Origin of the sequence: Streptomyces sp. NPDC055955, from assembly GCF_042270245.1 — a bacterium.
Taxonomy (GTDB): Bacteria; Actinomycetota; Actinomycetes; order Streptomycetales; family Streptomycetaceae; genus Streptomyces.
The window spans coordinates 149,977-171,491 of the sequence record NZ_JBHJYS010000016.1; the positions used below are offsets into that span (position 1 = coordinate 149,977).

A 21,515-nucleotide genomic window follows, 5' to 3' on the forward strand; every position below is an offset into this window, starting at 1 on the left:
GCCCTACTCGACGGCGTCGAGACCCGTGGCGTCGAGACCCGTGGCGTCGAGACCCGTGGCGTCGAGGTCGGTGGCGTCGAGGTCCTTGGCGTAGTGCTCGATGGCCGGCCGGTACGCGAGGAGGTCCGGATCGCCGCTCGTCGCCGCGAGAACGGTCAGCAGGAGCCGCATCCCGTCGTGCGCGCGGCCCACGTTGTACAGGGCCATGGCCAGGAACGTCTGGAGGGCCCTGTCCTGCGGGAACTCGGTGACTCCGGCGCTCAGCGTGGCGACCGCCTCCGGGTAGCGGCCGAGCGTGCGGTACGTGCTGCCCAGACCGAGCAGAGCGCCACGCCGGTCGTCCGGGCTCAGGCCGGAGCCGGCGAGTGCCCGCACGTAGTACGGAACGGCGTCCGCCTCGAGTCCGAGGGCGTCGTGGACCCAGGCCGTCTGGTACGCGATGCCGGCGTCGTCGGGGAACCGGGCGGACAGCTCGACGAGCCGCTCGCGGGCCTCCTCGCGCAGGCCGTCCTCGCGCAGCCGCACGGCCCGGGCGAGCGACGCGTCCCGGTCGACGGATCCGGTCACTCCCCGAGCTTCCGGAAGAGGCCCTCTTGCACCACGGACACGAGGAGGTGTCCGTCGGTGTCATAGATCCGGCCGCGCGCCAGGCCGCGGCCACCCGTCGCGATCGGGGACTCCTGGTCGTACAGGAACCACTCGTCCGCACGGAAGGGACGGTGGAACCACATGGCGTGGTCGAGCGAGGCCATGTCGAAACCGCGCTGACCCCACAGCGGTTCCACGGGGATGCGCACGGCATCGAGGAGGGTCATGTCGCTCGCGTACGTGAGAGCGCAGGTGTGCACGAGCGGGTCGTCGCCGAGGGGTCCGACCGCGCGCATCCACACCGCGCTGCGCGGCTCGGCGCTCTCGATGTCCTCGGGTGACCAGCGCAGGCGGTCCACGTACCGGATGTCGAAGGGCTGGCGCCGCGCCATGAGCTCCAACGTCTCGGGCAGCGCGCCCAGATGGGCTTTGACCTCGTCGGCGATCGTCGGCAGGGACTCCGGATCGGGAACCTCGCGCGCCGGCGGCAGCTGGTGCTCGAAGCTCCCGTCCTCGGGCCTGTGGAAGGAGGCGGTGAGATTGAAGATCGTGCGGCCCTGCTGCACGGCGGTGACACGGCGTGTCGTGAACGACCGGCCGTCGCGGACCCGTTCGACCTGGTACACGATGGGCACGCCGGGGCGGCCCGGACGCAGGAAGTACGCGTGCAGCGAGTGCACGGGGCGGTCGCCCTCGGTGGTGCGGCCCGCCGCGACGAGCGCCTGGCCGGCCACCTGGCCGCCGAAGACCCGCTGCAGAGACTCCTGCGGGCTGCGGCCCCGGAAGATGTTGACCTCGATCTGCTCCAGGTCGAGCAGGTCGACGAGCCGCTCAGCCGGGTTCGTCATGCGTTGTTCTCCCATCTCTGCGCCGCGCTCCGAGCGCTGCGTCCGGGGTGCGCGTCCGGGGCAGGGCCTACAGCTGGCTGACATCCGTGACGCGGACGACCGCACGGCCCTCCGCGTCGGACGCCTCCAGATCGACCTCGGCGCTGATGCCCCAGTCGTGATCGCCGTTCGGATCGGCGAACGTCTGGCGCACCCGCCACAGGCCGTGCGCGGTGTCCTCCTCGATCTGCAGCAGCTTCGGCCCGCGGGCGTCGGGACCGGTGCCGAGATCTTCGTACTCGTCCCAGTACTTGTCCATGGCCTCGCCCCAGGCGTCCGCGTCCCAGCCCGCGTCGGCGTCCAGCTCGCCCAGTTCGTCGACGTTGTCGAGGGCGGCCAGCTCGACCCGTCGGAACATGGCGTTGCGGACGAGCACCCGGAACGCGCGCGCGTTCGCCGTGACCGGCTTGACCTGGTCGGCCTTCTCCTGGGCCTCCTCGGCCGTCATGACCTCGGGGTTGGCGAGCTGCTCCCACTCGTCGAGGAGGCTGGAGTCGACCTGGCGGACCATCTCTCCCAGCCAGGCGATCAGGTCCTCGAGGTCCTCGGACTTGAGATCGTCGGGGACCGTGTGCTCAAGCGTCTTGTAGGCGCCGGCCAGGTAGCGCAGCACGATGCCCTCGGTGCGGGCGAGCTCGTAGAAGGACACGAACTCCGTGAAGGTCATGGCCCGTTCGTACATGTCACGGATCACGGACTTCGGCGACAGCGGGTGGTCACCCACCCACGGGTGGCTCCTGCGGTACACGTCGTACGCGTGGTACAGCAGCTCGTCCAGGGGCTTCGGGTACGTGACGTCCTGGAGCCGCTCCATGCGGTCCTCGTACTCGACGCCGTCGGACTTCATCGCCGCGACGGCCTCGCCGCGCGCCTTGTTCTGCTGGGCGGCGAGGATCTGCCGCGGGTCGTCGAGCGTCGACTCCACGACGGACACCATGTCGAGCGCGTAGGACGGCGAGTCCTTGTCGAGCAGGTCGAAGGAGGCGAGGGCGAACGTCGACAGCGGCTGGTTGAGCGCGAAGTCCTGCTGGAGATCGACCGTCAGGCGCACGATCCGGCCCGTCGGGTCGGGCTCGTCGAGCTTCTCCACGATGCCGCCGTCGAGGAGCGAGCGGTAGATGGCGATCGCACGGCGGATGTGCCGCAGCTGCTGCTTGCGCGGCTCGTGGTTGTCCTCGAGGAGGCGGCGCATGGCGTCGAAGGCGTTGCCCGGGCGGGCGATGACCGCGAGCAGCATCATGTGCGTCACGCGGAAGCGGGACGTCAGCGGCTCCGGAGCGGAGCCGATCAGCTTCTCGAAGGTGTTCTCGGTCCAGCCGACGAAGCCCTCGGGCGCCTTCTTGCGGACCACCTTGCGGCGCTTCTTCGGGTCGTCCCCCGCCTTCGAGAGGGCCTTCTCGTTCTCGATGACGTGCTCGGGCGCCTGCGCCACGACGAGGCCCGCCGTGTCGAACCCGGCCCGCCCGGCCCGGCCCGCGATCTGGTGGAACTCCCGCGCGCGCAGCGTCCGCACCCGCGTCCCGTCGTACTTCGTCAGAGCGGTGAACAGAACGGTACGAATGGGCACGTTGACGCCCACGCCCAGCGTGTCCGTACCGCAGATGACCTTCAAGAGGCCGGCCTGCGCGAGCTTCTCCACCAGGCGTCGGTACTTGGGCAGCATGCCCGCGTGGTGCACGCCGATCCCGTGCCGCACGTAGCGCGACAGATTGCGGCCGAACTTGGTGGTGAAGCGGAAGTTGCCGATCAGGTCGGCGATCTTCTCCTTCTCCTCGCGCGTGCACATGTTGATGCTCATGAGTGCCTGCGCGCGCTCGACGGCCTGCGCCTGCGTGAAGTGCACGATGTAGACCGGGGCCTGCCGGGTGTCGAGGAGCTCGGTCAGCGTCTCCGTGAGCGGCGTGAGCCGGTACTCGTAGGAAAGGGGGACCGGACGCGTCGCGGAGCTGACCACGGACGTGGGGCGGCCGGTGCGCCGCGTCAGATCCTTCTCGAACATCGACACGTCGCCGAGCGTCGCCGACATGAGGATGAACTGCGCCTGGGGCAGTTCGAGCAGGGGAATCTGCCAGGCCCAGCCGCGGTCGCCCTCCGCGTAGAAGTGGAACTCGTCCATCACGACCTGGCCGATGTCGGCCCGCGCCCCGTCGCGCAGCGCGATGGACGCGAGGATCTCGGCGGTGCAGCAGATCACGGGGGCGTCGGCGTTGACCGACGCGTCACCCGTGAGCATGCCGACGTTCTCCGTGCCGAAGAGCTTGCACAGCTCGAAGAACTTCTCGGAGACCAGCGCCTTGATCGGTGCCGTGTAGAAGGTGACCTCGTCCCGTGCGAGCGCCGCGAAGTGCGCACCGGCGGCGATCATGCTCTTGCCGGACCCGGTGGGCGTCGAGACGATCACGTTCGCCCCGGACACCACCTCGATCAGCGCCTCCTCCTGGTGGGGATAGAGGGTGATCCCGCGCTCCTCGGCCCACGACTCGAAAGCCTCGTAGAGGGCGTCGGGGTCGGCGGTCTGCGGCAGCTGATCGATAAGGGTCACGCCCCCATCTTGCCTGCCTTCCGACCCGATCCGGCAATCGGTTGCCCGGACGAAGATCACGAAAGGTACGCTGTGGCGCCGACGGAGCGTCAGGACGCCGGGGCCCGGGTGGGGACAACTGGGCACCCGCACAAGTGGAATGGGGCGGAACACAGCCATGATGGGACCGGCACACTCGCTGTCAGGAGCAGCGGCCTGGCTGGGGGTGGGCGCGGCCGCGGCCGCCGCCGGGCACCCCATGCCCTGGCCCGTCGTGCTCGTCGGGGCACTGATCTGCGCGGGCGCGGCCCTCGCCCCCGACCTGGACCACAAGGCGGCCACCATCTCCCGGGCCTTCGGCCCCCTGTCGCGCGGCCTGTGCGAGATCGTCGACAAGCTGTCGTACGCGGTCTACAAGGCGACCCGTATGAAGGGCGACCCGCGCCGTTCCGGCGGACACCGCACCCTCACGCACACCTGGCTGTGGGCCGTCCTCATCGGCGCCGGCGCCTCGGCCGCGGCGATCTTCGGCGGGCGCTGGGCGGTCCTCGCCCTCCTCTTCGTCCACATGGTCCTCGCCATCGAAGGCCTGCTGTGGCGGGCGGCGCGCGGCTCCAGCAGCGACGTCCTGGTGTGGCTGCTCGCCGGGACCAGCGCCTGGATACTCGCCGGAATCCTCGACAAGCCGGGCAACGGGTCGGACTGGCTGTTCACGCAGCCCGGCCAGGAGTACCTGTGGCTGGGCCTGCCGATCGTCCTGGGCGCTCTGGTCCACGACATCGGGGACGCGCTCACGGTCTCCGGCTGCCCGATCCTGTGGCCCATCCCCGTCGGCCGCAAGCGCTGGTACCCGATCGGTCCGCCCAAGGTGATGCGCTTCCGCGCGGGCAGCTGGGTCGAGCTCAAGGTGCTGATGCCGGTGTTCATGCTGCTCGGCGGAGTGGGGTGCGCGGCCGCGCTCAACGTCATCTGAGCCGCCGCGCACTCCCTGCCCCGCGCGGGCGGTCACCCGTGCCAGGACCGCCACAGCGCCGCGTACGCACCGTCGGCCGCGACCAACTGGTCGTGGCTGCCGAGCTCCCTGATCCGGCCCTCCTCGACCACGGCGATCACATCCGCGTCATGAGCGGTGTGCAGCCGGTGGGCGATCGCGACGACCGTGCGGCCGTCGAGGACCCTGCCGAGCGAGCGCTCCAGGTTCCTGGCCGCCCGAGGATCGAGCAGCGAGGTCGCCTCGTCCAGGACCAGGGTGTGCGGATCGGCGAGGACCAGGCGCGCCAGGGCGATCTGCTGCGCCTGCGCCGAGGTCAGCGCCACCGCGCCCGAGCCGACCTCGGTATCGAGACCTCCGTCGAGCGCCCGCGCCCAGCCGTCCGCGTCGACCGCGCCGAGAGCCGCCCACAGCTCGGCGTCCTTGGCCCCGGTACGCGCGAGCCGCAGATTGTCGCGCAGGGAGCCGACGAACACGTGGTGCTCCTGGTTGACCAGCGCCACATGCGAGCGCACGTGCTCGGCGGGCATTCGGGAGAGCTCGGCGCCCCCCAGCGTGACCTGCCCGGTGCGCGGCGCGTAGATCCCGGCGAGCAGCCGGCCGAGCGTGGATTTGCCCGCCCCGGAGGGCCCGACCAGCGCGAGCCGTGTCCCGGGGCGCACGTCGAGGGAGACCTGACGCAGTACGTCGACGCCCGCCCGGTACCCGAAGTGCACGTCGTCGGCCTGCACGTGCCGGCCGTCCGGAGCCACCGAGCCGTCGCCCGCGTCCGGCTCGATGTCCCTGACCCCCACGAGCCTGGCCAGCGACACCTGGGCGACCTGGAGCTCGTCGTACCAGCGCAGGATCAGGCCGAGCGGGTCGACCAGCATCTGGGCGATGAGCGCGCCCGTGGTCAGCTGCCCCACGTCGATCCAGCCCTGGAGTGCGAAGACACCGCCGATCAGGAGCACCGAGCACAGCACCGTCACATGGGTGGCGTTGATGACCGGGAAGAGCACCGATCGGAGATAGAGCGTGTAGCGCTCCCACGCGGTCCACTCCCTGACCCGCCGGTCGGACATGGCCACGCGGCGGTCGCCGAGCCGGTGGGCCTCGATGGTGCGCCCGGCGTCGACGGTCTCCGCGAGGGCCGCGGCCACAGCGGCGTAGCCGGCGGCCTCCGAGCGGTAGGCGGACGGGGCCCGCTTGAAGTACCAGCGGCAGCCGACGACGAGCAGCGGTACCGCGACGAGGACGGCCGGTACCAGCGGCGGCGCGGTCACGGCGAGACCGCCGAGGAGCAGCCCCACCCACACGACGCCGATGGACAGCTGGGGAACGGCCTCGCGCATCGCGTTGGCGAGCCGGTCGATGTCGGTGGTGATACGGGAGAGGAGGTCACCGGTACCGGCCCGTTCGAGCACGCCGGGCGGCAGGCCGACCGCTCGTACGAGGAAGTCCTCGCGCAGGTCCGCCAGCATTCGCTCGCCGAGCATCGCGCCCCGCAGCCGCACCTGCCGCACGAACACGGCCTGGAGGACGAGCGCGACGACGAACACGGCGATGGTGCCGCCCAGATGTTCCACATGCAGCCGGTCCGAGCCGTCGGAGACGTCCTGGACCAGGGCGCCGAGCAGATAGGGGCCGACCATGGACGCCACGACGGCGATCGTGTTCACGCCGATGAGCAGCAGGAACGCGCGGCGGTGTCGCCGGTACAGCTCGCGGACGTAGGACCGCACGGTCGCCGGGGCACCGACGGGCAGGGTGTTCGCCGTGGTCGGGGCCGCCGGGTCGTAGGCCGGTGGCGCCAGGCCGATCATGCCGTCTCCTCGATCTCGGTGAGTTCTTCGATGCCGGCGCCGCCGATGCCCGGATCTCCGTGCAGAGAGGTGTCGGCGTTCCGGGACAGCGCCGTCGACGCCGCCTCCTCGTCGGTCTCGCGGGTCACGACGGCCCGGTACCGGGGGTCGGTGAGCACCAGCTCCCGGTGCTCACCCACCGCCGCGACCGTGCCCTCGTGGACCAGGACGACGCGGTCCGCCCGGTCGAGCAGCAGCGGTGACGAGGTGAGTACGACGGTCGTACGGCCGCTGCGCAGCGCCCGTAGGCCCTCGGCGATCCTGGCCTCGGTGTGGGAGTCGACGGCGGACGTCGGCTCGTCGAGGACCAGGGCCTCCGGGTCGGTGACCAGGGACCGCGCCAGCGCGAGCCGCTGCCGCTGGCCTCCGGAGAGGGAACGGCCGCGCTCGGTGATCCGCGCGTTCATCGGGTCGTCGTCGAGGGACGCCTGCGAGAGCGCGTCCAGCACGTCGGCGCACTGTGCCGCGTCCAGCGCCTGCTCGGGACGCACGGATCCCGAGGCCGGGACGTCGAGCAGTTCGGCGAGCGTGCCCGACAGCAGCACGGGGTCCTTGTCCTGCACGAGCACGGCGGTGCGGGCTGTGTCGAGCGGCAGCTCGTCGAGCGGTACCCCGCCGAGCAGCACGGAGGGCAGGGCGGTGACGGGCGGTGTCGGCCTGCCGAGATCGCTTCCGGAACCGGACCCGGACCCGGAATCCGAATCCGCTCCGGGTCCGGACTCTGTACCCGAACCCGAACCCGAACCCGAACCCGAACTTGAACCCGACGCGGTACTCGAACTGGTCCCGGTGTCCGCCTCCGTGGGGTGTCCCCCGAGTCGGTCCGCGAGTCGGCCCGCGAGATCGGGGTCGCCGCACACCACGGCGGTGAGCCGGCCCGCGGGGGCCAGCAGCCCCGTCACCGGGTCGTACAGGTCACCGGCCGGTGCCTCGGCGGCGCGGAGTCCGCCCGGCTCCGTGACCCGTTCTAGGGAGAGGACGCGCGCCGCGCGTTGGGCCGAGGGGCGCGAGAAGGAGTACGCCATGGCGATCTCCTCGAAGTGCCGCAACGGGTAGTTGAGGATCATCACGGCGCTGTACACGGTGACGAGTTCACCGACGGTGATCCGGCCCTGGCGGGCCAGTTCGATGCCGTACCAGACGACCGCGATCAGGAGCAGGCCAGGCAGCAGCACCTGGACCGCGGAGATCAGGGACCACATGCGCGCGCTGCGCACGGCGGCGGTACGGACCTCCTGCGAGGCGCGGCGGTAGCGGTCGAGGAACAGTTCCTCGCCGCCGATGCCGCGCAGGACACGCAGTCCCGCGACGGTGTCCGAGGCGAGTTCCGTGGCGCGGCCCGCCTTCTCGCGCTGTTGGTCGGCGCGGCGGGTGGCGCGGGGGAGGAGCGGCAGGACGGCGAGCGCGAGGACCGGCATGCCGACGGCGACGACGATGCCGAGCGCCGGCTGGTAGAGGACCAGGCCGACGCAGACCACGACGACGGTGAGCGCGGCGGCGGCGAAACGCGACAGCGCCTCGACGAACCAGCCGATCTTCTCGACGTCACCCGTGGAGACCGCGACGACCTCACCGGCGGCGACCCGCCGGGTCAGCGCGGCGCCCAGGGCCGCCGTCCGGCGGGCGAGGAGCTGCTGGACCCGGGCCGCCGCGGTGATCCAGTTGGTGACCGCCGTCCGGTGCAGCATCGTGTCGCCGAGAGCCAGCGCGGCGCCGAGGAGCAGGATGAGCCCGCCCGCGAGGGCGAGCCGTGAGCCTGAACCGTCGACCACGGCCTGCACGGCGAAGCCGACGCCATAGGGAAGGGAGGCGACGGACAGGAAGTGGAGGAGTCCCCAGCACAGGGACTTGAACTGGCCGCCGAGCTGGTTCCGGCCGAGCCAGAGCAGGAAGCGCGGGCCGGAGCGGGCGTCTGGCAGGCCCGGGTCGGGATACGGAAGATCGTGGATCTGCATGGTGTCCCAGGGCTTGGAAGGGGAGTGCGAAGTCGGGGTACGGATGGAACAAACCGTGCAAGGTTCGCGGGATTCAGGCACCGGAGGCAAACGGTTTTCCGCCGTGGGGCAAAGTTTCGGCCCGTGTTCGACGCCGGGGGCGGGGCCGGTCGGGGGCACCTGGTGCGTGGTGCGACCATGGACCGCATGCGTAACGCGGGTGCGGTTCGAACGGCGGTCGCTGCGGCGGCCTGCAGCGTCCTTCTCATGACCCTGTCCGCCTGCGGCGGTTCGAGCGGGGGCGACGGGAGCGGGCGCAAGGCCGGGGCGGGCTCGGCCGACAGCCGGCAGGAGGACCGCCCGGCCGTCGACCTCAAGCGCATTCCGGACGTCGGGGACCAACTCCAGTCGAAGATCCCGCAGAACGCGGGGCAGGTCGTCGCGGTCTACGGCGACGGCAAGAACTCCGGTGACTCGACCGTCGTGCTCTACACGAAGTCCGGTTCCACCTGGGACAAGACGCGGAGCTGGCCCGCCCACAACGGCAAGAAGGGCTGGACCGCCGACCACCGCGAGGGCGACAAGCGAAGCCCCATAGGAGTGTTCACGCTCACCGACGCGGGCGGTGTCCTCGCCGACCCGGGCGCGAAGCTGCCCTACACGCAAGCGGCGTCTTTCCAGGCCCCGCACTACTGGGCCAAGTCGCACTGGCACGACTTCGACTACGTCATCGCCATCGACTACAACCGTGTGAAGGGCACCTCGCCGAACGACCCGACCCGGCCCGAGGGGCAGACCAAGGGCGGCAGCATCTGGCTCCACATGGACCACGGCAGCGGCACATCGGCATGCGTGAGCCTGTCGAAGTCCGGCATGGAGTACCTGCTGCGCACGATCGACCCCGCGCAGCACCCGGTCGTGGTCATGGGCGACAAGGCGTCACTGAAAGGGCTGAAGAATTGAAAGGGCTGAAGAACTGACGCATCGCCCGGCGCGGGCACGGGCTGTTGCGGGGGCCGCGTCCACCCCGTACAACACCCCTCATGAGAAGACGCGTCATGTCCATGCTGGCAGCGGTGACCCTCGCGGCCGCTGCCCTCGCCGGCCAGGCCACCGCCGCCTCCGCTGAAGCCCGTCCCGCCGAGGCCTCCGCCGACAGTCGTCCTGTCGCAGGCCAACCCGCCGACCCGCCAACGGAGTTCGGCACCGACTGGCACGACCCGATCACCGCCACGCCGCCGGTGGCCAAGCCCACCACCAAGTCCTGCCGCGTGACGCTCGCGGAGACCGAGTTCCGTGACTTCACGCCCTACAAGGGCAGTTACACCCCGCCCAAGGGCTGCGGCGACCGGTGGAGCAAGGTCGTCCTGCGCCTCGAAGGCAAGGTCAAGGGGCGACAGTTCGACCGTCTCGGCTATCTGCACATCGGTGGCGTCGAAGTGCTGCGCACCTCCACCCCCGAGCCCTCGCCCGACGGCATCGCCTGGAACGTGGAAAAGGACGTCACCCGCTACAGCGACACCCTGCGGGCCGACCAGCCGGTCGAGATGCTCATAGGCAACGTTGTCGACGACACCTACACCGGCGTCATCGAGATCAGGGCCACCCTCACCTTCTATGCCGCCGAGCCGGGCGCGAAGCGTCGGCCCGCCACGGACACGCCCGACCGTGTACTCACCCTCGACCAGGGCACACTCACCACCCCGCGTAACAGCGAGCGCATCGTCGCCGAGGTGTACGCGACCGGATCCGGTGGCGGCTGCGAGGAGTTCTGGTACCTGGCGGTGCCGGGCGAGGTCCCGTACTCGTGCAAGGCGGACGACGGACCGTACCGCGAGGTGCAGATCTCCGTGGACGGCCAACTCGCGGGCATCGCCTCGCCGTTCCCGAACGTCTGGACGGGAGGCTGGTCCAATCCCTTCCTCTGGTACGTCGTTCCGGCTCCCGGAGCCTTCGACGTACGACCCCTGCAGTACGACCTGACGCCGTTCGCCGGACTCCTCGACGACGGTCGTCCGCACCGGGTCGACGTCTCCGTCGTGGGTGTCCCGAAGGGCCAGAGCGGCTGGAGCGCCCCGGTCAACGTGCTCGTCTGGCAGGACGGCGGGAGTGCGCGCGTCACCGGCGGGCTGACCGGCCACAAGGAGAGCGAGCCGGACATCTCGACGACGTACACGCCCGGCACGGACGAGCACCGCCTGGACGCGAAGGGCGGGCACAGCCTGACGGTGTCCGGTTACGTGAACACCTCGCACGGCCGCGTCGCCACCACCGTCACCCGCGATCTCGCCGGCGAGTCCACGCACCGCTGGACCGACGGCGAGAACAACGACGCGCTGAAGGGGACCTGGACCGACCGCCAGACGGTCGTCTCCGGCCGTCACACCCTTCGTACGAACCGGACCTACACGATGGACGGCGCCACCACGCTCGACGCGGACAACCGGCTGCGGACCGTGATCGAGCTCGGTGACCGGGCGAAGACGGGACGGGCCACGGGGGCGGGCCACGCGGCGTGGACGGTGCTCGACGACACCTATGCGGGCGACGCCTCGTACACGGCGAACGTGCCGCGTGACGAACGGCACGCTGTCGGCACAAGTCGCGAGCGATACCGTCTGACCAGCCCCGACGGTTGTTACGACCGCGAGCTGGCCACGGCGCAGGGTGCGCTGACGGTGGACCGCAGGCGCTGCTGAGGGGCGCGGTCAGGCACGGACGTTCAGGACTTGGAGCAATATCCAAGATTTACGCCGATGTGACATCGGGGTCTTCTACGAGAGCCGCCACTCCGACATAGTGACGCTTCGCGGAACAGATATTGGAATCAAGTTTCCGCATAGCAGAATCCGCACAAGTCACTGACATTGCTCCGGAGGAATGCCCCGTGCCGCAGTCCGTACCGTCCCTGCCGCGACGCGCCGCACGCGTACTACGTACCTCATTGTTCGCGCAGGTCGCCTGCGCACTCGTGATCGGAGTCGTCGTGGGACGGCTGTGGCCCCACGCGGGCACAGCCGTCCAACCGCTCGGCGACGGCTTCGTACGTCTCATCAAGGCGATGATCGCGCCCCTGGTCTTCTGCGTGGTCGTCGCCGGAATCACCAAGGCCGGAGACCTCAAGGCCTTCGGCCGCATCGGGCTCAAGGCGCTCCTCTGGTTCGAGGTGGCGACGACCGTCGCCCTCGTCGTCGGACTGCTCGCCGGAAACCTGGCCGGCCCCGGCGTCGGCATGAACGTCGACCCGTCCAAGCTGGACGCCTCCGCCGTGGCGGACAAGACCGGTGGCGGCTCCCTCCCGTCGACCGGCGACTTCATCCTGCACTCGCTCCCCGACAGCGCCGTCGGCGCCTTCGCCGAGAACTCGCTGCTCCAAGTGCTCGTCCTCGCCTGCCTGGTAGGCGCCGCGCTGCTGCATCTCGGCAACACCAAGGTCCCCGCGATCCTGCCCGCCATCGAACAGGGCCAGGAAGTGGTCTTCGCCGTCGTCGGCTTCATCATGAAGCTGGCCCCGCTCGCCGTGTTCGGCGCGACGGCGCACCTGGTGGGGGAGTACGGCCTCGGCGCCCTGTCGACGTACGGCAAGCTCATCGGTGTCTGTTACGCCGTCGCCGTGGTCTTCCTCGTGCTCCTCGGCCTCGCCATGAAGGCGGTCACCGGACTGAGCCTGTGGAAGTTCGTCCGCTACACGCGCGAGGAGCTGCTCCTCGCGCTCGGCACCGCCTCCAGCGAGACGGTCATGCCCCGCATGATGCAGAAGCTGCGCCACGCCGGCTGCCGCGACGACGCCGTGGGCCTGGTCCTGCCGACGGGGTACTCGTTCAACCTCGACGGGGCGTCGATCTATCTCTCCATCGGTACGCTCTTCATCGCGCAGGCCGTGGGCGTGGACCTCTCGCTCGGTCAGCAGATCACCGTGGTGGTCGTCCTGATGCTCACCAGCAAGGGTATGGCGGGGGTGCCCGGTTCGGCCTTCCTCGCCCTGTCGGCCACCGCGTCCGCCCTCGGGGTCATCCCGGCGGGTGCCGTCGCCCTGCTGCTCGGCGTCGACCGCATCATGGATGCCATGCGCGTCTCCACGAACCTGCTCGGCAACTGTGTGGCCGTCTTCGTGGTATCCCGCTGGGAGGGCGCGCTCGACACGGTCAAGGCCAAGAAGGTGCTGGGCGGCGAGATCCCGTTCGTACCGGAGGAGGACCGTGACGAGCCGGCCGAGGCGCCGGAACTCGCGAAGCCCCGGGGCCCCAAGTCCGCTGCGGAGTCGGTGGGTTGAGACCTGGCGGGGGCCCGGTACACGCGCGCCCGTGTGCCGGGCCCCCGCACCGTCAGGCTTCCTCGGGCTTCTCGGAGTCCACCCCGGGCCGCGCCTTCTTCCACATCCCGCGCGTGAAGTCGGGGATCGCCTGAGGCGCGCCCTTCGCCTTGATGGACAAGTGACTCAGCGGCACCGGAGACGTCCACGTGGCGGCGTCGTACACGTCGAAGTCCGGTACGAGACCCACCCGCAGACACTGCATCAGACGGAACACCATGATGTAGTCCATGCCGCCGTGGCCGCCCGGCGGATTGGAGTGCTCCTTCCACAGCCAGTGGTCGAAGTCGGTGTACTTGGAGAAGTCACCCCAGGAGTCGTTCGTGTGGTCCGGCTCTATATAGATCCGCTCCGGGTAGTCCTCGAACACACCCTTCGTGCCACCGAGGCTGTTGATCCGCGAGTAGGGGTGGGGCGTGGACACATCGTGTTCGAGCCGAATGACGCGCCCCTTCGCCGTCTGGACCAGACTGATGGTGCGGTCGGACTCGATGTACGTCTCCTTCCAGCTCGGGTCGCCCTTCGGCATGTGGGCCTCGCGGTACTGGGCGAGGCCCAGCGAGGGCGTGCCGAAGCTGGAGATGTGTGTGACGCGGTCACCGCGGTTGATGTCCATGTAGTTGGCGACCGGGCCGAAGCCGTGGTTGGGGTACAGATCGCCGCGCAGTCGCGTGTGCCACAGGCGCCGCCACGGGCCCTCGTAGTAGTCGGGGTCGAACATCAGGCCGCGCAGGTCGTGGTTGTAGGCGCCCGCTCCGTGCAGCAGGTCGCCGAACTTGCCGGCGTGCGCCATCCGCAGGACTCGCATCTCGTTCCTGCCGTAGCAGCAGTTCTCCAGCTGCATGCAGTGTCTGCGGGTGCGCTCGGAGAGATCGACCAACTCCCAGAGCTGGTCGAGCTGGAGGGCGATGGGGCACTCCACGCCGACGTGCTTGCCGTTCAGCATCGCCGTCTTCGCCATCTCGAAGTGCCAGTCCCAGGGCGTCGCCGCGTACACGAAGTCGATGTCGCCCCGCTTGCACAGATTCTCGAAGTCGTGATCGCCCTTGGTGTACGTGGCAGGGGCGGGCTGCCCCGCGGCTGTCACCTTGGCCGCCGCACGCGCGGTCTTGTCCTTCACCGGGTCGCAGAGCGCCACTACTTGGACCCCTGGGATCGCCAGGAACAGGTCGATCATGCTGCCGCCGCGGTTGCCGAGCCCGATGATGCCGACCCGGACGGTGGAACGCCCCTCGAAGGGCACGCCGACCATGGTCTCGCCCTTGCGGGCCGGGGCCTCCGCGGCCTGCCCGGCCCCGCCGCGATCGGCCTCGGCCGGCCCGCCGGCGGCCTGCGCCGTGCCACCGCTGAAGGCGCTGAGCCCGAGCCCCGCCCCGGCGATGCCGGCCGTCCGTAGGACGGACCTGCGGGACTGCCCGCCGTCGCTCTGCTCGGGGTGCTCGTGGCTCGCGTCGGGTGCCGGTGTCGCGTTGTCGTCGTGCATCGGACCTCCATCGATGGGTGGGTGCGCTGCAAGCGCTAGCCACCCTGGAGGGGACGACACCGGGGCGCAAGGGACAGAAGTGGTCAGGGAGTTGGACTTTCTTTACGGACTCTTTGGGACTCTTGGGTAGCGGGGAGGAGTCCGCGCTCTCGCGCGTCCCGCAGGGCGCCATGCTTCCTGCCGCCACATCGGGGAGCCCTGACCGCCACGTTCGCCGATACGCAGACAGGGTCCCCGCCCAGGAGGCGGGGACCCTGCCGACGAGCGTGGCCCTGGACTCCGGATCCACGCCCCTGCGGGCGGACATCGGGAATACGACGACACGGGGCCTGAAACTCGGTGTCCACGTCCCACCGGGCGGCCACCGCGAACCGGTGCGACAGACCCTAGGGACGCGTCGCGCGCTCCAGCTCCACGATCACGGAGTGATAGCTGCGGCCCGTCGCGTGATCCATGCCCACCTCGCACATCCGGTTCGCCGAGAGATGCGCGTCGAAGCCACGGGCGGTCACCTCGGCCGCCTCCTTGAGGGTGGCCGACTCGGTGAGTTCCTTGTGGAGCATGCCCCGGTCGCCCGCGAAGGCACAGCACCCCGCGTCGTCCGGGACGACGACCTCGTCGGCACAGGCCTCGGCGACGGCCCGCAACTGCGCCACATCGCCCAGGTGTTCCATGGAACACGTCGGATGAAGGACCGCCGAACCGACCGTCCGGTGCACCGTCAGGTGCGGCAGCAGCTCGTCCGCCGCCCACACGATCGAGTCGACGATCTTGAGCTCCTTGTGCAACTCCCTGTTGTCGTCCGTCAGATAGGGGACGACCTCATGGGCGATGCCGAGCGTGCACGACGAGGCGTCCACGACGAGCGGCAGTGCGCCGCCGGCGGTCCAGCCCCAGGCCGCCTCGACGATCCGGTTCGCCATGACGGTGTTGCCCTCGTCGTAGCCCTTCGAGTGCCAGATCGTGGCGCAGCATGTCCCCGCGACATCGTCCGGAATCCAGACCGACCGCCCCGCGCGCGCGGAGACGGCGACCATGGCCTGCGCGAGGGACACGTCCCCCGGGGTGCCGAAGATACGGTTGACGCAGGCAGGGTAGTAGACCGCGGCGGCTCCCACGCGTGCGGTGCGCGGCAGCTTCCGGGCCGCGGCAGCGGGGATCTCGGGCAGCCACTCCGGCACGAGGTCGGGGCGTACGGCCTTGCGGGCGGCCTGCGTCACAGAGGTCAGGAGCCGGTCGCCGATCTTGCCGGCGGCCGCCACGGCGAGTCGCGCCGACGCCTCCACGGCCTTGAAGTTCTTCGCCGTGAACGCGGCCACCTTCTCCTCGCGCGGGGTGTGCCGCGCGTGCCGGAACTCCTTCATGTAGGCACCCGTGTCGATACCGACCGGGCAGGCCAGCTTGCAGGTCGAGTCGCCCGCGCACGTGTCCACCGCGTCGTACCCGTACGCCTCGACGAGCCCGTCCTCGACCGGCGAACCGGACGGCTGGCGCATCATCTCGCGGCGCAGGACGATCCGTTGGCGGGGCGTGGTCGTCAGGTCCTCGCTGGGACACGTGGGTTCACAGAAACCGCACTCGATGCACGGGTCGGCGATCAGCTCCACCTTGGGGATCGTCTTGAGGCCGCGCAGGTGGGCCTTGGGATCGCGGTCGAGGACGATGCGCGGCGCGAGGACGCCGTCCGGGTCGATGACCTGCTTGGTGCGCCACATCAACTCCGTGGCCTTCGCGCCCCATTCGAGCTCCAGGAACGGCGCGATGTTGCGCCCAGTGGCGTGCTCGGCCTTGAGTGAGCCGTCGAAGCGCTCGACGGTGAGGCGGCAGAACTCGTCCATGAACGCCGCGTACCGCTCGACGTCCTCGGGCCTGCCGGCGTCGAAGGCGAGCAGGAAGTGCAGGTTGCCGTGCGCCGCATGACCGGCGACGGCGGCGTCGAAGCCGTGCCGCGTCTGGAGTTCGAGGAGCGCCTCGCACGCCTCGGCCAGGCGCGAGGGCGGCACCGCGAAGTCCTCGGTGATCAGCGTCGTCCCGGAGGGGCGTGATCCGCCGACCGCCGTCACGAACGCCTTGCGGGCCTTCCAATAGCCACCGATCGTCTTCGCGTCCCGCGTGAACGCGTTGGTCACCGAGGCCACGGGCGCCACCAGTTCGAGCCCGTCCAGCACCGCGGCGGCCGCCGCCTCGTAGCGCTCCTGGGCCGCCTCGTCCGGCGCGCGGAACTCCACCAGGAGCGCCGTCGTCGACCCGGGCAGGTGCGCCCAGTCGGCGGGCACCCCCTCGACGCGCACCGAGGCACGCAGCGTATTGCCGTCCATCACCTCGACGGCGATCGCGCCCGCCTCGTTGAACAGCGGGACCGCCGCTGCCGCCGCGGGCAGCGAGGGGAAGAACAGCAGCGCCGTGGACACCTTCCGGTCGAGGGGCAGGGTGTCGAAGACGACCTCGGAGATGAAGCCGAACGTCCCCTCGGACCCCACCATGAGGCCGCGCAGGATCTCCACCGGGGTCGACCCGTCCAGGAACGCGTCCAGGCGGTAGCCGTTGGTGTTCTTGATCTCGTACTTGGCGCGGATACGGGCGACCAGCTCCGGGTCGGCCTCGATCTCGCCCTTGATCTCCAACAGGCCCACACAAAGCGCCGGTTCCGCGTGCTCGAGCAGCGCGTTCGCGTCGGGGTCGGCCGTGTCCACCACGGTGCCCGAGGGCAGGACGAAGGTGAGCGAGGCGACCGTCCGGTACGAGTTCCTGGTGGTGCCCGCCGTCATGCCCGAGGCGTTGTTCGCGACGACCCCGCCGATGGTGCAGGCGATCGCGCTGGCCGGGTCCGGGCCGAGCACGCGCCCGTGCCGCGCGAGCGTCGTGTTGGCACGCACGATCGTCGTGCCCGGGCCGATCCTGGCCCGCTCGCCGTCACCGATGACCTCGACGCCCGCCCAGTGCTTGCGGACGTCCACGAGGATGTCCTCGCCCTGCGCCTGCCCGTTCAGCGACGTGCCCGCCGCGCGGAAGACCACCTCGCGGCCCTTGCCGTGCGCGTACGACAGGACGGCCGACACGTCGTCGATGTCCTCGGCGACCACCACGACCTGCGGCACGAAACGGTAGGGACTCGCGTCGGACGCGTACCGGACGAGGTCCGAGATGTGCGTGAGGACCTTGTCCGCCCCCAGGAGCCCGGACAGCTCGGAGCGCAGAGGCTCCGGGGTCCCGCCGGCCTGCGCGTCCGGCACCCGGTCGGGCGCCGGATCTCCCGTGTGCGGTCCCGGGCGCAGCGCTTCCGGCTTCGGCTCCAGCAGGGGCATGCTTCTTCAACCTCTCCTCGGCTGCTGTCGGCCCGCGGCTAACAGCGGTGGTCGTACGGCGTCTCGAACAGCGCGTTCAGCAGGATGCCCAGCTGGGCGCGCTGGTCGGGGCTCAATGGAGCCAGGATGTCCTCTGCGGCGGTCCTGCGCGCGCTGCGCAGCTCACGCAGCGCCTTGCGGCCCTGTTCGGTGAGCTCGATGCGGATCACCCTGCGATTGGTGGGATCGGGCACCCGGCGCACCAGGTCGGCCGTCTCCAGGCCGTCGACCAGGGTCGTCACGGCGCGGGGCACGACTTCGAGGCGCTCGGCGAGGTCGGCCATGCGCGGCGGTGTGTCGTAGTGCACGAGGGTGCGCAGGAGCCGGGACTGGGCGGGCGTGATCCCGACCGGCTCCAGATGGCGCTTCTGGATCCGCTGCAGCCGCCGCGTCAGCCGGAGCAGCTGTTCCGCGAGAAGGCCGTCGGCGTCCGGGGTACTCATGTACGGAACAATATCAGGACCTTGTGCATTGTGAGTATAGGTAACAATGAGCTATGCTCCCTGAGAACTTGAATCGCCACTCGTAGGAGGCTCATGCATCACGACGAACCCGGCTGGACGCCGTCGCCCTCCGACGCCACGTCGCCGGAGCCGCGGCAGATGCGCCGCATCCTGGCCCTCTTCCGCCCCTACCGCGCCCGCCTCGCGCTGGTCGGCCTGCTCGTCGGCGCCGCCTCGCTGGTCTCGGTCGCCACGCCCTTCCTGCTCAAGGAGATCCTCGACACCGCGATCCCGCAGGGCCGCACGGGCCTGCTGAGCCTGCTCGCCCTGGGCATGATCCTCAGTGCCGTCATGACCAGCATCTTCGGCGTCCTGCAGACCCTCATCTCCACGACGGTCGGCCAGCGCGTCATGCATGACCTGCGCACCGCCGTGTACGGCCGGCTCCAGCGCATGTCGCTCGCCTTCTTCACCAGGACCCGCACGGGCGAGGTCCAGTCCCGCATCGCCAACGACATCGGCGGCATGCAGGCGACGGTCACCTCCACCGCCACGTCCCTGGTCTCGAACCTCACCAGTGTGGTCGCGACCGTCGTGGCGATGGTCGCGCTCGACTGGCGGCTCACGGCCGTCTCGCTGCTCCTGCTGCCCGTCTTCGTGTGGATCAGCCGCCGTGTCGGTCGCGAGCGCAAGAAGATCACCACGGAACGCCAGAGGCAGATGGCCGCGATGGCCGCCACGGTCACCGAGTCCCTCTCCGTGAGCGGCATCCTCCTCGGCCGCACCATGGGCCGCGCCGACTCGCTCACCCGGTCGTTCGCCGACGAGTCCGAGCAGCTCGTCGGGCTCGAGGTCCGGTCGAACATGGCGGGGCGCTGGCGCATGGCCGTCATCACGATCGTCATGGCCGCCATGCCCGCCGTCATCTACTGGGTCGCGGGCGTCGCGCTCCAGTTCGGCGGTCCGTCGGTGTCGATCGGCACCCTGGTCGCCTTCGTCTCGCTCCAGCAGGGCCTGTTCCGGCCGACCGTGAGCCTGCTCGCCACCGGCGTCCAGATCCAGACCTCGCTGGCGCTCTTCCAGCGCATCTTCGAGTACCTCGACCTGCCGATCGACATCACCGAGCCCGAGAAGCCCGTCCACCTCGACACGATCAAGGGCGAAGTCCGCTTCGAGGACGTCGAGTTCCGTTACGACGCCGCCGACGGCAAGAGCGCGGCGATTCTCGACGGGATCGACGTCATCGTCCCCGCGGGCGGCAGCCTGGCCGTCGTCGGTCCCACCGGTTCCGGCAAGTCCACGCTCAGCTACCTGGTCCCGCGTCTGTACGACGTCACGGGCGGCCGCGTCACGCTCGACGGAGTGGACGTGCGCGACCTGGACTTCGACACCCTCGCGAGGGCCGTCGGCGTCGTCTCCCAGGAGACGTACCTCTTTCACGCCTCCGTCGCGGAGAACCTCCGCTTCGCCAAGCCCGACGCCACGGAGGAGGAGCTGCACGCGGCCGCCAGGGCGGCCCAGATCCATGAACACATCGCTTCTTTGCCCGACGGGTACGACACCGTCGTCGGTGAGCGCGGCCACCGGTTCTCCGGCGGCGAGAAGCAGCGCCTCGCCATCGCCCGCACGATCCTGCGCGACCCGCCGATCCTCATCCTCGACGAGGCGACGAGCGCACTGGACACCCGCACCGAGTTCGCCGTGCAGGAGGCCATCGACGCGCTGTCGGCCAACCGCACGACCGTGACCATTGCCCATCGGCTCTCCACGATCCGGAGCGCCGACCAGATCGTCGTTCTCGACGGCGGGCAGGTGGCCGAGCGCGGCACCCATGAGGAGCTGCTGGAGCGGGACGGCCGCTATGCCGCCCTGGTCCGCAGAGACTCCCAACTGGAGCCCGCACGCTAGGCCGTGGTCGGGCCGCCTGCGGAGGACACCCGGGAGGAACCGACGGCAGTACGGTATGCCCGGGTCGATGCCTCTGAGGGTTCGGGTCCCAGGGAGTGTGCGTGAGGGAGTGTGCCCGACCGGGCCGCGCCGGGGGCGTTCCGTTCCGAGGTGTCACACGGCGACCGGCGCCTCTGCCAGCAGGCGCTTGATGTCCCGTACAGCCGCGCGTCCCGCGCGGTTGGCGCCGATCGTGCTGGCCGACGGCCCGTAGCCCACCAAGTGGATCCGCGGATCAGCGACCACCCGCGTGTCCTCGGCCTGGATGCCGCCGCCGGGCCCGCGCAGCTTCAGCGGTGCCAGATGCTCGATCGCGGGCCGGAAGCCCGTGGCCCACAGGATGACGTCCGCGTCGACCCGCCGGCCGTCGTCCCACTCCACGCCGGACGGCGTGATCCTGTCGAACATCGGCAGCCGGTCGAGCACACCGTCGGCGCGGGCCTGCCGGATCGCATCGTTCAGCGGCAGCCCCGTCACCGACACCACGCTCTGCGGGGGCAGCCCCGCCCGGACCCGCTCGTCCACCAGGGCGACGGCCGCGCGGCCGAGATTCTCGTCGAAGGGGCCCTCGTTGTAGACGGGCGGCCGGCGCGTCACCCAGGTCGTCGCGGCAGCGTAGGGCGCGATCTCCATCAGGTGCTGAGTCCCGGAGGCGCCGCCGCCGACGACGATCACCCGCTGTCCGCGGAACGCCTCCGGGCCCGGGTAGATCGCGGTGTGGAGCTGACGCCCGCGGAACGTTTCCTGTCCCGGGTAGCGCGGCCAGAACGGCCGGTCCCAGGTCCCCGTCGCATTGATCAGCGCCCGTGTCGACCACGTTCCGTCGGACGTCTCGACGAGCAGCCTCCCGCCGTCCCCTTCCCGCACGGCACGCACATCCACGGGACGCCGCACCCGCAGGTCGAACGTCTCCTCGTACGAGGCGAAGTAGGCCGCGATCACCTCCGACGACGGCCGGGCCGGGTCCGCGCCGGTCAGTTCCATGCCCGGCAGCGCGTGCATGCCGTGCACCTTGCCGTACGTCAGCGAGGGCCAGCGGAACTGCCAGGCGCCGCCGGGGCGCGGGGAGTGGTCGAGCACGACGAAGTCCCGCTCCGGCTCGAAGCCGGCCCGGCGCAGGTGATAGGCGCTGGACAGGCCCGCCTGTCCAGCGCCTATGACGACCACGTCGACCTCGCGTACGTCCGCTGTGTCCCGCACCCCGATATCGTTCACGCTTCC

Annotated in this window: 14 protein-coding genes; 5 read left to right on the forward strand and 9 right to left on the reverse strand. The window is 70.4% G+C overall.

Annotated features, from left to right (window positions below; translation table 11 throughout):
- Nucleotides 1-3 precede the first annotated feature (3 nt).
- The 3 genes from ACFC96_RS29335 to ACFC96_RS29345 form a co-directional block, all read right to left on the reverse strand.
- A complete protein-coding gene (locus ACFC96_RS29335; RefSeq protein ID WP_376614941.1) occupies nt 4-567 on the reverse strand; it encodes a tetratricopeptide repeat protein in 564 nt (187 codons plus the stop codon).
- On the reverse strand, nt 564-1,436 hold the full coding sequence (locus tag ACFC96_RS29340) for an acyl-CoA thioesterase (protein ID WP_376263261.1): 873 nt from the start codon (nt 1,434-1,436) through the stop codon (nt 564-566). The genes ACFC96_RS29335 and ACFC96_RS29340 overlap by 4 nt, the downstream gene beginning before the upstream one ends.
- Nucleotides 1,437-1,503: 67 nt before the next feature.
- Nucleotides 1,504-4,017 carry a DEAD/DEAH box helicase gene (locus ACFC96_RS29345; protein ID WP_376614943.1) on the reverse strand — a complete coding sequence of 838 codons (2,514 nt, stop codon included), beginning with the start codon at nt 4,015-4,017 and terminating at the stop codon, nt 1,504-1,506.
- A 157-nt stretch (nt 4,018-4,174) separates the two neighbouring features.
- Between ACFC96_RS29345 and ACFC96_RS29350 the strand changes: the two genes are divergently transcribed.
- The gene (locus ACFC96_RS29350; RefSeq protein WP_376263256.1) at nt 4,175-4,969 is read left to right on the forward strand and encodes a metal-dependent hydrolase; all 795 of its coding nucleotides are present in this window, start codon (nt 4,175-4,177) and stop codon (nt 4,967-4,969) included.
- A gap of 32 nt (nt 4,970-5,001) precedes the next feature.
- Here ACFC96_RS29350 and ACFC96_RS29355 read toward each other — a convergent pair whose 3' ends face one another.
- Together ACFC96_RS29355 and ACFC96_RS29360 are read right to left on the reverse strand one after the other, a co-directional pair.
- Nucleotides 5,002-6,792 carry an ABC transporter ATP-binding protein gene (locus ACFC96_RS29355; protein ID WP_376614945.1) on the reverse strand — a complete coding sequence of 597 codons (1,791 nt, stop codon included), beginning with the start codon at nt 6,790-6,792 and terminating at the stop codon, nt 5,002-5,004.
- Nucleotides 6,789-8,786 (reverse strand): ABC transporter transmembrane domain-containing protein, encoded by a 1,998-nt coding sequence (locus tag ACFC96_RS29360; RefSeq protein WP_376614946.1) that lies wholly within the window; start codon nt 8,784-8,786, stop codon nt 6,789-6,791. Before ACFC96_RS29360 ends, ACFC96_RS29355 begins: the two co-directional genes overlap by 4 nt.
- A 186-nt stretch (nt 8,787-8,972) precedes the next feature.
- Between ACFC96_RS29360 and ACFC96_RS29365 the strand changes: the two genes are divergently transcribed.
- The 3 genes from ACFC96_RS29365 (at nt 8,973) to ACFC96_RS29375 (ending at nt 13,038) form a co-directional block, all read left to right on the forward strand.
- Entirely contained in the window at nt 8,973-9,728 is a 756-nt protein-coding gene (locus ACFC96_RS29365) for a L,D-transpeptidase family protein (RefSeq protein ID WP_376614948.1), read from the forward strand.
- A gap of 80 nt (nt 9,729-9,808) precedes the next feature.
- Entirely contained in the window at nt 9,809-11,464 is a 1,656-nt protein-coding gene (locus ACFC96_RS29370; RefSeq protein ID WP_376614950.1) for a peptide-N4-asparagine amidase, read from the forward strand.
- Between the two features lie 188 nt (nt 11,465-11,652).
- The gene (locus tag ACFC96_RS29375; RefSeq protein ID WP_376614952.1) at nt 11,653-13,038 is read left to right on the forward strand and encodes a cation:dicarboxylate symporter family transporter; all 1,386 of its coding nucleotides are present in this window, start codon (nt 11,653-11,655) and stop codon (nt 13,036-13,038) included.
- Between the two features lie 52 nt (nt 13,039-13,090).
- On the opposite strand, the gene ACFC96_RS29380 is transcribed toward ACFC96_RS29375, so the two are convergent.
- The 3 genes from ACFC96_RS29380 to ACFC96_RS29390 all read right to left on the reverse strand — a co-directional run bounded on the left by ACFC96_RS29380 (nt 13,091) and on the right by ACFC96_RS29390 (nt 18,347).
- Nucleotides 13,091-14,560: a Gfo/Idh/MocA family protein gene (locus ACFC96_RS29380; protein ID WP_376614954.1), complete on the reverse strand. Its 1,470-nt coding sequence runs from the start codon at nt 14,558-14,560 to the stop codon at nt 13,091-13,093.
- Nucleotides 14,561-14,946: 386 nt separating this feature from the next.
- Nucleotides 14,947-17,865, reverse strand: coding sequence for an FAD-binding and (Fe-S)-binding domain-containing protein (locus ACFC96_RS29385; protein WP_376614956.1), 2,919 nt, complete (start codon nt 17,863-17,865; stop codon nt 14,947-14,949).
- Nucleotides 17,866-17,903: 38 nt separating this feature from the next.
- Nucleotides 17,904-18,347 carry a MarR family winged helix-turn-helix transcriptional regulator gene (locus ACFC96_RS29390; RefSeq protein ID WP_376263232.1) on the reverse strand — a complete coding sequence of 148 codons (444 nt, stop codon included), beginning with the start codon at nt 18,345-18,347 and terminating at the stop codon, nt 17,904-17,906.
- Nucleotides 18,348-18,440: 93 nt separating this feature from the next.
- On the opposite strand from ACFC96_RS29390, the gene ACFC96_RS29395 reads away from it, so the two are divergent.
- Nucleotides 18,441-20,255, forward strand: a complete 1,815-nt coding sequence (locus ACFC96_RS29395; RefSeq protein WP_376263229.1) for an ABC transporter ATP-binding protein — start codon at nt 18,441-18,443, stop codon at nt 20,253-20,255.
- Nucleotides 20,256-20,408: 153 nt separating this feature from the next.
- Here the strand turns inward: ACFC96_RS29395 and ACFC96_RS29400 are convergent, their stop codons facing one another.
- Entirely contained in the window at nt 20,409-21,494 is a 1,086-nt protein-coding gene (locus tag ACFC96_RS29400) for an NAD(P)-binding domain-containing protein (RefSeq protein WP_376263226.1), read from the reverse strand.
- Nucleotides 21,495-21,515 lie beyond the last annotated feature (21 nt).